General features: G+C 71.8%; 11 protein-coding genes. 10 read left to right on the top strand and 1 reads right to left on the bottom strand.

Features of this window, described 5'->3' with window-relative positions:
- The first annotated feature begins 469 nt into the window (after positions 1 to 469).
- The 7 genes from ACSMTC_RS12685 to ACSMTC_RS12655 all read left to right on the top strand — a co-directional run bounded on the left by ACSMTC_RS12685 (position 470) and on the right by ACSMTC_RS12655 (position 10,527).
- Positions 470 to 2,644, top strand: coding sequence for an amylo-alpha-1,6-glucosidase (locus ACSMTC_RS12685; RefSeq protein ID WP_436559787.1), 2,175 nt, complete (start codon positions 470 to 472; stop codon positions 2,642 to 2,644).
- A gap of 192 nt (positions 2,645 to 2,836) precedes the next feature.
- A complete protein-coding gene (locus tag ACSMTC_RS12680; RefSeq protein ID WP_436559786.1) occupies positions 2,837 to 3,580 on the top strand; it encodes an NUDIX hydrolase in 744 nt (247 codons plus the stop codon).
- Positions 3,581 to 3,793: 213 nt separating this feature from the next.
- Positions 3,794 to 5,158 carry an ATP-binding cassette domain-containing protein gene (locus ACSMTC_RS12675; protein WP_436559785.1) on the top strand — a complete coding sequence of 455 codons (1,365 nt, stop codon included), beginning with the start codon at positions 3,794 to 3,796 and terminating at the stop codon, positions 5,156 to 5,158.
- A gap of 3 nt (positions 5,159 to 5,161) precedes the next feature.
- Complete coding sequence (locus ACSMTC_RS12670) at positions 5,162 to 5,992, top strand: hypothetical protein (protein WP_436559784.1); 831 nt, start codon at positions 5,162 to 5,164, stop codon at positions 5,990 to 5,992.
- Positions 5,993 to 6,419: 427 nt separating this feature from the next.
- On the top strand, positions 6,420 to 7,292 hold the full coding sequence (locus ACSMTC_RS12665; protein WP_436559783.1) for a FadR/GntR family transcriptional regulator: 873 nt from the start codon (positions 6,420 to 6,422) through the stop codon (positions 7,290 to 7,292).
- A gap of 547 nt (positions 7,293 to 7,839) precedes the next feature.
- Entirely contained in the window at positions 7,840 to 9,456 is a 1,617-nt protein-coding gene (locus ACSMTC_RS12660) for an RNA polymerase sigma factor (RefSeq protein WP_436559782.1), read from the top strand.
- Between the two features lie 201 nt (positions 9,457 to 9,657).
- Entirely contained in the window at positions 9,658 to 10,527 is an 870-nt protein-coding gene (locus tag ACSMTC_RS12655; RefSeq protein WP_436559781.1) for a S1 family peptidase, read from the top strand.
- A 179-nt stretch (positions 10,528 to 10,706) separates the two neighbouring features.
- Here the strand turns inward: ACSMTC_RS12655 and ACSMTC_RS12650 are convergent, their stop codons facing one another.
- Positions 10,707 to 10,937, bottom strand: a complete 231-nt coding sequence (locus tag ACSMTC_RS12650; RefSeq protein WP_436559780.1) for a DUF7455 domain-containing protein — start codon at positions 10,935 to 10,937, stop codon at positions 10,707 to 10,709.
- A gap of 519 nt (positions 10,938 to 11,456) precedes the next feature.
- Here ACSMTC_RS12650 and ACSMTC_RS12645 point away from each other — a divergent pair.
- The 3 genes from ACSMTC_RS12645 to ACSMTC_RS12635 all read left to right on the top strand — a co-directional run bounded on the left by ACSMTC_RS12645 (position 11,457) and on the right by ACSMTC_RS12635 (position 15,406).
- The gene (locus tag ACSMTC_RS12645; protein ID WP_436559779.1) at positions 11,457 to 13,568 is read left to right on the top strand and encodes a DNA gyrase/topoisomerase IV subunit B; all 2,112 of its coding nucleotides are present in this window, start codon (positions 11,457 to 11,459) and stop codon (positions 13,566 to 13,568) included.
- A gap of 166 nt (positions 13,569 to 13,734) precedes the next feature.
- Entirely contained in the window at positions 13,735 to 14,214 is a 480-nt protein-coding gene (locus tag ACSMTC_RS12640) for a DUF1453 domain-containing protein (protein ID WP_436559778.1), read from the top strand.
- 31 nt (positions 14,215 to 14,245) lie between these two features.
- Complete coding sequence (locus ACSMTC_RS12635; protein ID WP_436559777.1) at positions 14,246 to 15,406, top strand: sensor histidine kinase; 1,161 nt, start codon at positions 14,246 to 14,248, stop codon at positions 15,404 to 15,406.
- Positions 15,407 to 15,412 lie beyond the last annotated feature (6 nt).

Here is a 15,412-nt window from a genome sequence, read left to right as displayed (position 1 = left end):
GCCGAAGACAGGGCGGAGAGGCCGGCCGCTGACGGGTGTCCACCCCGGGGCGGCGGCCCAGACAGCAGAACGCGATCGAGCACGCTCGCGGCCGACCGGTACGGCAGCCGTCGGTCGGCCGAGAGAGGAGAGCCAGGTGACCGCCATGAGGCCACCAGAGGCAGTGCCGCAGACAGCGCCGCCGACCGCACCGTCATCCCAACCGCCGGTTCCGGCCGGCCCTGGCCCGGCCGTGGTACCGGCACCCCCGGTAGCGGCGCAGACCCAGTCCGCGGCGCTCCTGGTCGACACGTCGTTCGCGGCAGCGCGCAGCGGACTGCCCCAGACCGATCCGGTCCGCCCGACCACTGCTGCCGCTTCTGCCGGAGCCGTCCTGCCCAAGGCCGATCCGCCGGAGGCCGTGCCCCGTTCGGCTGTGCGCTCAGAGTGGGCGAGCCTTGGGCAGCCACGTCCGTCGTACCAGGCGCGTATGCAGCAGACACCCGTGTCGACGGCCGCTCATGCCGCCGCCCACGCCGCGATCCTGTGCGTCAACGCTCCCGCGATGGCGGCCTCCGGGCCCGACGGCCAGCTCCGTGGTCACGGCCTCCACGGCTTCTACCGCTCGGGTATCCGAGTGCTGGCCCGGATGGAACTCCGACTGGGCGGTATCGAGCCGCTTCCCCTGCAGGGCGCACTGACGTCGACGGCCGCCGCACGCTTCGTCGGTGCGGTCCGTATCCCCGGAGACCCGGATCCGGACCCTGCCCTGACCGTCGAGCGGCTGCGTCACGCCGACGGCGTGGAGACCGTCACCGTACGGAACACGGGCGGCCGTCCGGCCCGTCTCCCGCTGGAGATCGCCCTCGGTACGGACCTGGGGCCGCTGGCCGACATCGCCGCCGGTCGGCGGTCGGCCGATCTTCCGGGCCAGGTCCAGTCAGCCGGACTGCGATGGGGTAGGCCGGGATGCAGCGCGACCGTCGCGGCACGTCCGTCCCCGCACTCCGTTCTGGCCGGGGCCGGGGTGCTGCGTTGGGACTTGGAACTTCAACCCGGCGGCCGCTGGTCGGTCGAGTTGCGGATCGACGTCGACTCCTCTGCGTCAGCGGCCTTCCGCCCACCGACCGGTCGCGCCCAGGGCGTGCTCCTGCCCTGGTCGGAGCCGGAGGTGCGATGCGACGACGCCAGGGTGGAACTGCTCGTCCCGCGCTCGTTGGACACCCTCGGCGGTCTGCTGCTCGCCGACTCCGACCGGCCGACGGACCTCTACGCGGCGTCCGGCGTCCCGTGGCGGTTCGGACTGACCGCGGCCGACGCGATCTGGGCGGCCAGGCTGATGCTGCCCCTCGGCACGCGTCTTGCGGCCGGGACGCTGCGGGCGCTGGCGCGCCGTCAGCACCACGGCGTCGGTTCACCCGGCCTCAGCGGCCCCGGTGGCTGGGCGTCCTCCGGCTCCACCACGGGCATCGCGAGCGGCAGAGCCGCATCGAGCGCACCCGGGGCGGCAGTTGCGGCCGGTGCGGCCGGGCCGGGTCCCTGGGCCGGCCCGGAAGGCCTCCTGCCGGGTGGACTGAAACACGGCGGTCCCGAACTGCCGCCGTCCTGCACCGCCACCGAAGCCACACTCCTCTTCGTGACCTTGCTGGCCGAGGCATGGCGCTGGGGGCTGCCCGAGCAGGAGGTCGCCGAGCTTCTCCCGGCTGCCGAGCGCGCTCTCGCAGCTCTGCGCACCAACGTCAGTGACGGCTCGGGGGCCTTCCTGACCGACGGGCCGGGCAGTTTCGTGACGGACCTCGGGCGCTCTCCCGGGGAGCGGGCCTCCCGTCCGGCTCCGGCCCGCTGTGAGGTACAGGCCCAGGCCTACCGGTCGGCGTTGCACGGGGCCGAGCTGCTGGACGCCTTCGGCCGTCCCGGTGGCGCGGACTGGCGGGCGTGGGCGGCCGGCCTGCGTGAACGCTTCCGAGAACAGTTCTGGATCGACGATCTGTCCGGAGGGCGCCCCGCGGCGGCGCTAGCGGGGCCGGGGCGTCCGGTGCCCGCGGTCGCGGCCTCTTTCGTGCACCTGCTCGACCTGGGGTTGTCGGCCGAAGGCGCCCTTCACGAGGGCCTGCTCGATCGGGAGCAGACCCGGGCGCTTGCGCAGCGCCTGGCCGCTCCTGAGCTCGACTGCGGCCGGGGTCTGCGCACGCTGAGCGCGAAGTCCCCGCGGTTCAACCCGCTCGGGCACCGCAGCGGAGCGGTCCGGGTGCACGAGACCGTCCTCGCGGTGGCGGGTCTGGCCGAAGCCGGATTCGAACGGGAGGCCGGGGCGCTGCTGGAGGGCCTGTTGGACGCATCGACACACTTCGAGGGCCGACTGCCCGAGATGTACGCCGGAGAGCAGCGGGTGCTGGGCTGCCCTCCGGTGCCGCACCCCGCTGCCTGCCGCCCCGCGGCGGTCTCGGCCGCCGCATCGGTCCACCTGGTGCTGACGCTTGGCGGGGTACGTCCCGACGTCCCGGGGGGACGGGTGGTGGTACGCCCGGCCAGTACGGCTCCGCTGGGAGAGCTGGAGCTCACGGGGTTGCGCGTGGCGGGGGAGCCGTTCTCGGTCAGGGTCAGCCGGATCGGCGTCGCCGTGGTGGAGGAGGCACCGCCGGCACTCCAGCTGGGCACCCGCTGAGCAGCAGGGCGGTGGCAGTCCGGGGCACCGGAGGGCCGGTCGGCGAGGCGTGGAGGGGAGCGGCGTCGGCGGCCTGTCGACAGGCATGCGCTGCCCGGGTGAAGGGCGCGACAGTGCAGTCCCACAGAACTGTCCGGTCCTTCCTTGCACAACCCTGTGCTTATCGTCAGAAAGACGACTATGATCGTCGCCATGTCGCGTTATGACCGGTCGGCCTTCCCCCCGTTCGCTGTCACGGTCGACCTGGTGGTGCTGACGGTGCGGGAGCACGCGCTGTGCGCATTGCTGGTACGTCGTGGTGAGCCCCCCTTCCAGGGGTACTGGGCGCTGCCCGGCGGCTTCGTCCGGCCGGACGAGGGACTGGCCGAAGCGGCCTCACGGGAGCTCGCCGAGGAGACGGGCCTGCGCGCGCACTCCACTCCCGGTCAGGGCTCGGCCGGTGCGCACCTGGAACAGCTGGCGACGTACGGCCATCCCCAGCGTGACCCCCGGATGCGGGTGGTCAGCGTGGCGCACCTGGCGCTGGCCCCCGATCTGCCCACCCCCCGCCCCGGGGGGGATGCCCGCAGCGCCCGCTGGGCGCCGGTCGCCGAGCTGCTGGGACCGGGCCAGGCCGAGGGCGTACCCCTGGCCTTCGATCACGGTGAGATCCTCGCCGACGGGGTGGAGCGGGCCCGGTCCAAGATCGAGTACTCCTCGCTCGCCACCGCGTTCTGCCCGCCGGAGTTCACCGTCGGCGAGCTGCGCCAGGTGTACGAGGCGGTCTGGGGCGTGGCCCTGGACCCGCGCAACTTCCATCGCAAGGTGACCGGTACCCCGGGTTTCCTGGTGCCCTCGGGCAGTACGACGACCCGCCAGGGCGGCCGCCCGGCGCAGCTCTTCAAGGCGGGTGGGGCGACCGTCCTCAACCCGCCGATGCTTCGCCCCGAGTCCTGACGGATCAACGCGGAATCCGGCGGCGGACGCCGGTGAACTGATCACCCGCCACCGCAGTCGCCTGATTGAGTGAGCTGCGCGGGCATGCCGTGCACGACTCATCCGTAATGCCCGATTTCTCCCTTGATGCGCCCTAGTGTGCTGGCGCGGGTACCCGGCGGCCGTCCCGGACGCCCGCGACCCGGTCGGCCCAAGACGTGGGAGCAGGCAGCGATGATCCAGATCACCGGACTGACCAAGGTCTATCGTCGGGGCCGCCCGCCGGCTCTGCTGGACCTGACCTTCGACGCCCGTCCCGGTGCGGTCACCGTCATGCTGGGCGCCGAGGGTGCGGGGAAGACCACCGCTCTTCGGCTCATGGTGGAAGTGGAGCGCGGATCCGGCATCACGCTCTTCGACGGGCGCACTTACCGCAGACTGCGCCATCCCGAGCGGGAGGTCGGCGTGCTGCTCCCCGGTGGGAGGCCGCTGGCCGGGCATCCGGGGCGTCGGGCGCGCAACCACCTGAGGATGCTGGCCGCAGCGGTCGGCGTCCCGGACACCCGAGCGGACGAGCTGCTGGAACAGACCCGGCTGGCTACGGTCTCGTCCCACCGGCTGCGCAGCTTCTCACCCGGGATACACCGTCGGCTGGCTCTCGCCGCGGCCCTGCTCGGTTCCCCGCACACCCTGCTGCTCGACGCTCCCACCGAGGACCTCTCACCGCGGAACGTCGAGTGGTTCCACTCCTTCGTGCGTTCTTTCGCCGTCTCGGGCGGCACGGTGCTGGTCACCACCCGGAGCCCGCAGGAGGCGTCCGTCCTCGCGGACCGGGTGATCACCCTGGACCAGGGGCGACTGCTCGCGGACCAGCCGGTCGTGGAGTTCCGCCGGACCCGGCTGCACCCCGAAGTCTCGGTCCGCGGCCCGCAGATGGCCCGGCTGGCGGACCTGCTCGCCGGACAGGGTGCCCGGGTGCGCCGGGACGGTGGCGCCGGCATCGCGGTGAGCGGCATCGGCCGTACCGAGATCGGTGAACTCGCCTACCGGCACGGCATCCTGCTTCACGAGCTGTCCGACCGCGTGGTCGAGCAGCCCGTGCCGCACCTGAGCCTGCCGTCCGCCTCGGGGGGATCGGGCCAGGTCCAACTCCACTCCGCGGCAAGGCCGGAGGACGCTCGGGCGGCGGCCACTCAGGCATCGGCTGCCCCAGCGGTGGTCGCGCCGACCGCGGGCGCACATGCCGCGGGAGCGCCGGCGGCGGGTGTGCACGGCACGGGCGGCGGTCCGGGCAGCGGGCCGGCCGCGCAGTCGACGGCCGGGCGGCGGTCGGGCAGCCGGGCACTCGGTCGGCAGCCCGACCGGTTCAGGGCCCAGTCCGTGGAGCAGACGGCGGGGCAGTCCCCGGCCCGAGCCTCCGGCGGGATTCAGCCGGGCGGCGGGGCCGAGGCGGGCGGATCCGCGGTGGCCGGTGCTCCCGTCCAGTCCGACCGGACGGCGGCGCGGCCCTCGGCGACCGTGCCGATGCCGGGGCCGGAGCCCGAGCCGACCCTGCTGTCCCAGCCCCTTCCCGGCCTCGACCACCACCGGAGCGAGTGAGTCGTGCGAGTCCTTGGCTATGAGCTGCGACGGCTGCGCGGTCTCCGTTCCACCTGGTCCGTCCTCGGTGCGGTCCTGATCGGAGATGCCGCGGTCGCCACCGTGCTCGCCCAACAACAGCCCGCGGGTGTCCTCTCGGTGTCCGCCATGGTCCGCTCGGTGACCGCGGTCGTCCCGCTGCTGCCGCTCCCGATCGCGGCGCTGGGGGCGGGTGCGCTGGGGGCGCTCTCGTACGGGCACGAGGTCAGACACCCCGGCCTGGCGGCCTCGCAGGTCGCATACCGGAGCCGGATCGGTCTGCTCGCCGGGAAGTTGATGGTGATCGGTCTGCTCGCCGCGGCGCTCGCGGTCGCCACCACCGTGGTGGACATCGTGGTGCTGCGCCTCGCCCTCCCGACGAGTGTGGACACGGGACCACTGTTCTCCGGGGGCGTCCCGGGCCTCCTGGCGGCCGGTCGGCCGCTCGCGGTGTTCGGGGCGCTGGTGGTGCTGGCCGGATGCGCCGGGCTGCTCGCGACCTCGTTGGTGCGCAGCGCGGCCGCGGGAACGCTCATCCTCTGTGTGCTCCCGGCGCTGCTGGAGCCCGCGTTCTCGCTGGCCCTCCGCCAACTGGACGGATCGCTGCCCGAGCAGGCCCGTGAGCTGCTGCCGTTCCAGTACGGGCTGGACTGGCCGGGTGGCGGATCCGATGGCGATGCCACGACGCTCGGCCCGGTACTGGGCCCCGGACTGCAGCCGACCCTGCAGCCGCTCCTCCTCGCGGCCTCGCTCGCCCCGGCGGCGGCGCTCGTGGTCGCCTGCCTCGTGGCGCAGTCCCGGCGGCGCGCCTTCTGACGGCCGCCGCTGTGGGAGTCGGAAACCGCGGGAGCCGGAACCGCGGGAGTCGGAGGCGGCGTGGCCGGCGCAGAGAGAAGCGGCAGAGCGAGACGGCGGGGCGCGAGACGGCGTGGCGCGAGACGGCGTGGCGCGAGACGGCGTGGCGCGAGACGGTGCGATGAGAGACGGTGCGATGAGAGACGGCGCGGAACGGACCGGCACGGCGCCGCGCCCACGGCCAGGACGTTCCGGTCGGGCCCGGTCCGCGCAACAGGCCGTGCGACCCAGTCCGGTGACCGGCCGTCACGGCATCTGAAAGGGAGAGATCGAAACAAGCGCTTTCTTCCTGATAAGAGGTCAATTATCCGGTCATGGGCGATCACCCTTTCGTGTGCTTTTCACGAGAATTCTCAAGCCAGCCCCACCGATCGCCGACAAAGGACGTGTGAGTACCCTTGCGCACCCCACCATGACCGCAGCTCGTTCGGCAGATTCCGTCGGCGCCGGCGAGCTGGACCGTTTCTCGTACGCCGACCGGCCCACTCCGCCCGCGCCACGCTGGGAGGGCGCGGAGGCCGACCTCAGCAGGGTCGGACGGAAGACCACCAGCAGCCGTGGCCGCGGCCTGCACGGCCAACTGGTCCAGCAGCTCGGCCAGATGATCGTCTCCGGTGACCTCGGCGCCGACCGCCCGCTGGTCCCCGAGGAGATCGGCCAGCGGTTCGAGGTCTCCCGCACCGTCGTCCGCGAGTCGCTGCGGGTGCTGGAGGCCAAGGGCCTGGTCAGCGCCAGGCCGAACGTCGGCACCCGGGTCCGCCCGGTCGGCGACTGGAACCTGCTCGACCCCGACATCATCGAGTGGCGGGCCTTCGGTCCGCAGCGGGACGAGCAGCGCCGCGAGCTGTTCGAGCTCCGCTGGGCGATCGAGCCGCTCGCCGCCCGTCTCGCGGCCGGACACGGCCGGGAGGACGTCCAGCAGCGGCTGGTGGAGCTCACCGAGGTGATGAACCACACCGCGGCCCAGGGTGACCTGGTCAGCTTCGGCCGCGCCGACGCCGAGCTGCACGCGCTGGTCCTGCAGCTGGCCGGCAACCGGATGCTGGAGCACCTATCCGGGATCGTGGCCTGTGCCCTGCAGGTCTCCGGGGGAGCGGCGACCACCTGCGAGCGGCCGTCCGACTCCTCCGTCAGCCTGCACAGCCGGCTGGTCGACGCCCTCGGCACCGGGGACGGCACCGCCGCCGAGGCGGCCGTACGGGCACTGCTCACCGTCCACCCGGAGATCGAGCCCTCGGTGCCGGGCCCGCGCGAGCACTGATCCGGCCGGGAGCAGCGACCGGAACGCATGCCGCCTGGAGAAGACCAGGCGCCGCCCGGGGAAGATCCGGCTACCACTCGGGGAAGGTCCGGGTACCGCCCGGAGAAGATCCGGGTACCGCTCGGGGAAGACCGGGCATCCACCGGAAGAAGAATCCGGGCACTTTCCGGAGAGAATTGGCACCACGGCCCTTCGGCTGAACCGACTGAGCTCCGCGACCGCCGCAGTCCCCGGACCGCCGCGGTCGCGCAGGCCGTCCGGGAAGGCCCGGAGGGCCGCGTCCATGCCGACACGCCGGTGTGACCGGCGCCACGACGGCCATGCGTAACACTTGAGGGGCGGCAGCGATGTGTACGGAGCGGAAGCAGCTCCGGAATACCAGCCAGTGTCACAATGCTGTGTTGGTCTGCGGCGCTGCTGCCGTCCTACAAACCCAGTCCTGGGGCCCCGAGCCGGTCGGAATCGACACCGCGCGCCGTCGCGTGTCGCTTCCCCGTCCCCTCGGGCGGTCAGGTACGGGGTTCGAGTCCACTCATCGTCCGAGAGGTTGTTCGTGTCGGCCAGCACATCCCGTTCGCTTCCCCCCGAGATCGCCGAGTCCGCGGCTCTGCTCGCGCTCATCGAGCGGGGCAAGGCCCAGGGGCAGATCGCCGGTGACGACGTGCGCCAGGCGTTCGAGGCAGACCAGATCCCGGTCACCAAGTGGAAGAACGTCATGCGCAGCCTCAACCAGGTGCTGATTGAGGAAGGGGTGGACCTGATGGTCAGCGCTGCTGAGCCCGCCGGGTCCAAGCGCAAGAGCGTTGCCGCCAAGAGCACCACCAAGCGCACCGCGACCAAGGCCGTCACCACTCGGACCCCGACCGCCCCCACCCGGCCCCCGGTACGGATCGCTCCCGCGGCGACCCCGGCCGCCCCGGCCGTCGCCGCGGTGGTCTCCACCACCGACGTGACGGTGGTGGAGAGCGTCGAGGCGCCCGAGCTGAAGGCCGTGGCCAAGAAGGTCGCTGCCCCCGCGAAGAAGACCGTGGCCAAGAAGGCCGCCGCGCCCGCGAAGAAGACCGCCGCCAAGAAGACCGCCGCCAAGGCCGGCAAGGGTGACGAGGAGCTGCTCGGCGACGAGGAGCTGCTCGACGATGTCGCTCTGCCCGGCGACAAGGCCGAGGGCGACGGGCCGGAGGAGGAGTCGGAGGGCTTCGTCCTCTCCGACGACGACGAGGACGACGCGCCCGCCCAGCAGGTCGCCGTCGCCGGTGCCACCGCCGACCCGGTCAAGGACTACCTGAAGCAGATCGGCAAGGTCCCGCTGCTCAACGCCGAGCAGGAGGTCGAGCTCGCCAAGCGCATCGAGGCCGGTCTGTTCGCCGAGGACAAGCTCAGCGCCGCCGACAAGCTCGCGCCGAAGCTCAAGCGTGAGCTGGAGATCATCGCCGAGGACGGCCGCCGCGCCAAGAACCACCTGCTGGAGGCCAACCTCCGTCTGGTGGTCTCGCTGGCCAAGCGCTACACCGGCCGCGGCATGCTCTTCCTGGACCTGATCCAGGAGGGCAACCTGGGTCTGATCCGTGCGGTCGAGAAGTTCGACTACACCAAGGGCTACAAGTTCTCCACCTACGCCACCTGGTGGATCCGCCAGGCGATCACCCGCGCGATGGCCGACCAGGCCCGCACCATCCGTATCCCGGTGCACATGGTCGAGGTCATCAACAAGCTGGCCCGTGTCCAGCGCCAGATGCTCCAGGACCTGGGCCGCGAGCCCACCCCGGAGGAGCTGGCCAAGGAGCTCGACATGACCCCGGAGAAGGTCATCGAGGTCCAGAAGTACGGCCGCGAGCCCATCTCGCTGCACACCCCGCTGGGTGAGGACGGCGACAGCGAGTTCGGTGACCTGATCGAGGACTCCGAGGCGGTCGTCCCCGCCGACGCGGTCAGCTTCACCCTGCTCCAGGAGCAGCTGCACTCGGTGCTCGACACCCTGAGCGAGCGCGAGGCCGGCGTGGTCTCGATGCGCTTCGGCCTCACCGACGGCCAGCCGAAGACGCTGGACGAGATCGGCAAGGTCTACGGGGTCACCCGTGAGCGCATCCGCCAGATCGAGTCGAAGACCATGTCCAAGCTGCGCCACCCGTCGCGTTCGCAGGTTCTGCGCGACTACCTGGACTGATCCGGAGTCGTCCCCGAAGGGCCCGGAGCCGTGTGCTCCGGGCCCTTCGGCCTGCCCGGGCACAGTCGGCGCGGGGCGCGCGTCATCCGGCCGTGCACCGGATCGCTCGTGCGGGTGGTCCGGCGTCGGGTGCCGGTGCTTTGCGTAGTCGGTCACATACGCTGTGCCGGTTGCCTGCCGCCGAACTGTCTGGAGGAACCGGTGCTGCCCATCCTGGACGCCCATCCGGCCACGCTGTCGCCCCGCAGGCGCCGCCGTCGGATGGTGGCCCTGGCGTTGCTCGCTGCCCTCCCGGCCCCGCTGGTCGCGCTGACCGCCGCCGTGCCCGCCGAGGCGCAGCGGCGCGTGGTGGGCGGCGGGGCGGTCTCCACCGCCACCCACCCCTGGATGGTGGCGGTGGCCAGCCGCCGTGAGTACGGCAACACGCGGTCCGGGCAGTTCTGCGGTGGTGCCCTGGTGACACCGACCAAGGTGGTCACCGCCGCGCACTGTTTCTACGACGAGAGCACCGGCCGCCGGGTGAACCGTCCGGGGCTGCGAGTGATCGTCGGCCGGGACGATCTGACCCAGCGCACCGGCAAGGAGGTCGAGGTCCGCGAGGTCCAGGTCCACCCCGAGTACTCCTTCACAGCCAATATGCAGGATGTGGCGGTACTCACGCTCGCCGAGGCCCAGCCGGTCTCCGCCGTGCTCGACTACCTGGCGCCGGGCGAGACCGGGCCGTACGCGCCGGGCACCCGGGCGAGGGTCTACGGCTGGGGCGACACCAGGGGAAACGGCAGCTACTCGAACACCCTGCGTAGCGTCGAGCTGCCGATCGTCGCGGACGAGGTCTGCGCACACGCGTACCCGGGCGGCCCGGACGGGGCGTTCGACGCGAGGGGCATGGTCTGCGCCGGGGACGAACACGGCGGAAAGGACGCCTGCCAGGGCGACAGCGGCGGCCCGCTGGTGGTGGGCGGCCGGCTCGCCGGGCTGGTCTCCTGGGGTACCGGTTGCGCCGACCCCGACCACCCCGGTGTTTACACGCGGGTGGCGGCGGTCTCGGACTGGCTGCACTCGGTGATCTGACGACTGCCTTCCGTGCACTCTTGCTGACCAAGGGTGTTGGGTCGGTCACGCTGCGACAGACCGTCAGTTCGGCGCAGGGGGGCGGGAAACACCGCAGCCGGACGGCGAACCCCTGCTGGGGTCTGCCGTCCGGCTGGTGTCGGCCTGGCTCGACTCAGCTCGCCGGGCGAGCGTCGAGATCAGCGCTCGTCGTCGGAGGCCGAGGCGGTGGTCGTCGTGAGGCGACCCGTCTCGTCCTGTATCTCGACGGCGATCTTCTTGAGCTCGGGCTCGAACTTCCGGCCGTGGTGGGCGCAGAAGAGCAGCTCTCCGCCGCTTGCGAGTACGACGCGCAGGTATGCCTGGGCGCCGCAGCGGTCGCAGCGGTCAGCCGCGGTGAGCGGGCTCGCAGGTGTCAGAACAGTAGTCACGTCGCCTCTTCTCTAGCTCGACGAGCTGTCGTACCAGGGTCAACATCCAACCAGGTCGAAATCGTTCCCGCTCGTGGCTTTTCTTCTTTGAGGATTCTGCTGTGTCGTTGTTGAGGACGTGCCCAGGGCGTCGGCGGTTCATGCGTACCGATTCCCAGGACTCGCCCCGGCCCTCGAACGCCCTGACGAAGCGGGGTCGGGGTCCGCGTAGCATAATCCTCAGCTGGGTTGGAGCATAAGCCCCGTCCCCGGCACCGGTAGCCTGCATCGCAGCAGTTCCGCCGCCTGTTGTTCGCGTCCCGGTTCGCCAGGACCCTTGCTGGCAGGTGGAGATGGCGCTCCCGAGGACCGGGCTCCGGTAGAGGTCTTGTTCGCGCAGCGCGTACAAGCTGCGCGGGCCGAACCGCCTGTGTCTCAGGCATTGGGAACACTGTGCGAGTCGGCCTGTCGACCGGGTCGGAAGTCAGTCGAGCGTCGGACGGAAGTCGGACGGGTCAGAACTTCAATGAGGAGCACCGCGTGAGCGCTGAAAAAACCGTGCCGTCCGGCTTGTTGGCCGGAGACGACGGTTCCAATTACACCGCGCGGCACCTGCTCGTCCTGGAGGGCCTGGAGGCCGTCCGCAAGCGTCCGGGTATGTACATCGGGTCGACTGACAGTCGCGGTCTGATGCACTGCCTGTGGGAGATCATCGACAACTCGGTGGACGAGGCGCTCGGCGGTTTCTGCGACCGGATCGAGGTGCTGCTGCACCAGGACGGCTCGGTCGAGGTGCGCGACAACGGCCGTGGCATCCCGGTCGACGTCGAGCCGAAGACCGGACTGTCCGGTGTCGAGGTCGTGATGACCAAGCTGCACGCCGGCGGCAAGTTCGGCGGTGGCTCGTACGCCGCCTCCGGTGGTCTGCACGGTGTCGGCGCCTCCGTGGTCAACGCGCTCTCCGCGCGGCTGGACGTCGAGGTGGACCGCGGCGGGCACACCCATGCGATCAGCTTCCGGCGCGGCACCCCCGGGATCTTCACCGAACTCAGCCCGGACGCACCGTTCGAGGCGACCAGCGGACTCACCAGGAAGGGCAAGGCGCCCAGGGGCCGCACCGGAACGCGGATCCGCTACTGGGCCGACCGGCAGATCTTCCTCAAGGACGCGAAGCTGTCCCTGGAGAGCCTGCACAACCGGGCCCGGCAGACCGCCTTCCTGGTCCCCGGCCTCACCATCGTGGTCCGCGACGAACGGCTGACGGAGAGCGACAAGGCCGAGGAGGCGACCTTCCGCTTCGACGGCGGCATCGGCGAGTTCGCCGAGTTCCTTGCTCCCGACAAGCCGGTCTGCGACGTGCTGCGGCTGCACGGCGAGGGCAGCTTCAAGGAGACCGTCCCGGTCCTGGACGAGCGCGGGCACATGACCCCGACCGAGGTCACCCGCCACCTCGGCGTGGACATCGCCCTGCGCTGGGGCGCCGGTTACGACTACACGCTGCGCTCCTTCGTCAACATCATCGCCACCCCCAAGGGCGGTACCCACGTCACCGGCTTCGAGCGCTCGCTGGCCAAGACCGTCAACGAGGTGCTGCGGGCAGCCAAGTTGCTGCGGGTGGCCGAGGACGACATCACCAAGGACGACGCCACCGAGGGCCTCACCGCCGTGGTCACCGTCCGGCTCGCCGAGCCGCAGTTCGAGGGCCAGACCAAGGAGGTGCTCGGCACCTCGGCGGCCAACCGGATCGTGGCCGCGGTGGTGGCCAAGGAGCTCAAGGCCTTCCTGACCTCCGCGAAGAAGGAGCAGAAGGTCCAGGCGCGGGCCGTGCTGGAGAAGGTGGTCGCCGCCGCCCGTACCCGGGTCGCCGCGCGCCAGCACAAGGAGGCGCAGCGCCGGAAGACCGCGCTGGAGACCTCCTCGCTCCCCGCCAAGCTGGCCGACTGCCGCAGCGACGACGTCGACCGCAGCGAACTGTTCATCGTGGAGGGCGACTCGGCGCTCGGTACCGCCAAGCTGGCCCGGAACTCCGAGTTCCAGGCGCTGCTGCCGATCCGCGGGAAGATCCTGAACGTGCAGAAGGCGTCCGTGAGCGACATGCTCAAGAACGCCGAGTGCGCCTCGATCATCCAGGTCATAGGAGCGGGGTCGGGCCGTACCTTCGACATCGACCAGGCCCGCTACGGCAAGGTCATCTTCATGGCCGACGCCGACGTCGACGGCTCGCACATCCGCACCCTGCTGCTGACGCTCTTCCACCGGTACATGCGCCCGATGGTCGAGCAGGGCCGGGTCTTCGCGGCCGTCCCGCCGCTGCACCGGATCGAGCTCACCAACCCCAAGCGCGGCCAGGAGAAGTACCACTACACCTACTCCGACGCCGAACTGCGCAGCACGCTAATGGAGTTCCAGCGCAAGGGGCAGCGCTGGAAGGACCCGGTGCAGCGGTACAAGGGCCTCGGTGAGATGGACGCCGACCAGCTGGCCGAGACCACCATGGACCCGCGCCACCGCACCCTGCGCCGGATCAACCTCGGAGACCTGGAGCAGGCCGAGAGGATCTTCGACCTGCTGATGGGCAACGAGGTCGCGCCGCGGCGGGAGTTCATCGTGGACTCCGCCGCCACGCTGGACCGTTCGCGCATCGACGCCTGACGCCGCCGGTACCGAGCCGGTACCGAGCCGGTACCGAGGGGCCCTCCACCCACGGGTGGAGGGCCCCTCCGCCGTCCGGATCAACCCTGGCTCCGAGGACTCGCGGGCCCGTGATCCGTAGCGTCGGTGGTGTCAGGGAAACACCACCGTCCGGTCGGAGAAACCGATGCCCGCCCTCGCCAACGTCCTGATCGCCGTCGCGGCGATCGCCCTGGTCATCAGCCGTCAGCTGCGCGCCCGCAGGATCGACACCGAGCGCCGGTTCTGGATCCTCCCGGTGGTCCTGGCCGTGGTCGCACTGCGCGATCCCAGGCTCGTCGACCCCGCCCACAGGGCCGAGTCCGCCGCACTGCTGGCCGCCTCGATCGTCGCGGTGCTCGCCATGGGCTCGGTCTGGGGATGGACCGTCCGGCTCTGGCAGGAGGGCGACGGCAGTGTGTGGGCCAAGGGCACCAAGGCCACCGTCGCCGCCTGGGGTGTCATGATCGCCGTCCGGCTCGGCCTCTACGGCATCGGCGCCGCGCTCCATGTGCACCAGAGCAGCAACGCCCTGCTGCTCAGCCTCGGCGCGCTGCTGCTGGTCCGCGGTGTGGTGGTGAACTGGCGGGCCCGTAGCCTGGAGCAGCCCCATGCCGTCGGCGTCTGAGCCGACTGTCCGAGCCGCGAGAGGACCGTCCGTGCCGCTGGAGGAGTGGACCCGCTGGCCGCCCCGGGAGGGGACGAGCCGCGACCGGGAGAGTACGCCGCGGCGCGTCATCTCGGTGGTCACCCGGATCGTGGTGCTCACGGTGATGATCTGGGGCACCTACGCGCACGGCCGCTTCGGGTTCTGGGAAGGCGCCGCGGTGGCGGCGGAGATCCTCGCCGCGGTGGCCCTCACCGTGGCCCTGCTCCGGTCCACCCGCGGCCAGCGGCTGGGGCCCGCCATGGCGGCCACCGCCGGGCTGCTCGCGGTCGGCGCCCTGGCCGAGTGGCAGCACGCGACCCCGCTGTCGGACATCGTCTTCCTCGGGCTCGGGGTCACCGTGCTGGTCCGGCTGCCGCTCGGGCCGGCCGTGCTGGCGGCGGCCGCCGCCTTCGGCACGTACACCGTGGTGGGCTGGGGCGGCTGGCTGGCCACCGCCCCCACCGTCGGCGGCCTGATGCTGCTCGGGTACCTGCTGCGCCTGGACGCCGGAGCCCGGGCCACCGCGCACCGGCTGCTGGTCCAGGAACGGGCCGCGCACAAGGCCGAGGCGGAGAGCGCGGCGCTGGCCGAACGGGCCAGGATCGCCCGGGAGATCCACGACGTACTGGCGCACAGCCTCTCCGCGCAGCTGGTCCACCTGGAGGCGGCCCGGCTGATGCTGGACACCGGGGCCGAGCGCGAGGCGGTCAGGGAGCGGGTGGTGGCGGCCCGCCGGATGGCGCAGGACGGCCTGGCCGAGACCCGGCAGGCGCTCTCCGCGCTGCGCGGCGAGTTCACGCCGGTGGGCGAGTACCTGGTGGAGCTGACCGGACAGGCGGGGGCGGAGCTGATCGTGTGGGGTACGGCCAGGCCGCTGGCCGCCGAGGCCGCGCTGGCGGTGCGGCGCACCACCCAGGAGGCGCTCACCAACGTCCGCAAGCACGCGCCCGGCAGCCGCGTCACGGTCCGGCTCGGCTATCTGGAGGACGGTGTGGAGCTGGAGGTGCGCAACGGCCGTCCACCGCGTGGCGCGGGCTCGGGGGAGCTCGCGGTCAGCGGGAGTGGGTACGGTCTTCTGGGGATGCGCGAACGCGCGGAGCTGCTCGGCGGCGAGCTGCTGGCGGGCCCGGAGGACGGAGGCTGGCGCGTGCTGCTGCGGGTGCCGGCGTGAATGAGG

It is taken from the genome of Kitasatospora sp. HPM-01-4, from assembly GCF_051374625.1.
Lineage (GTDB): Bacteria > Actinomycetota > Actinomycetes > Streptomycetales > Streptomycetaceae > Kitasatospora.
This window is presented reverse-complemented; position numbering and strand designations above follow the sequence as displayed.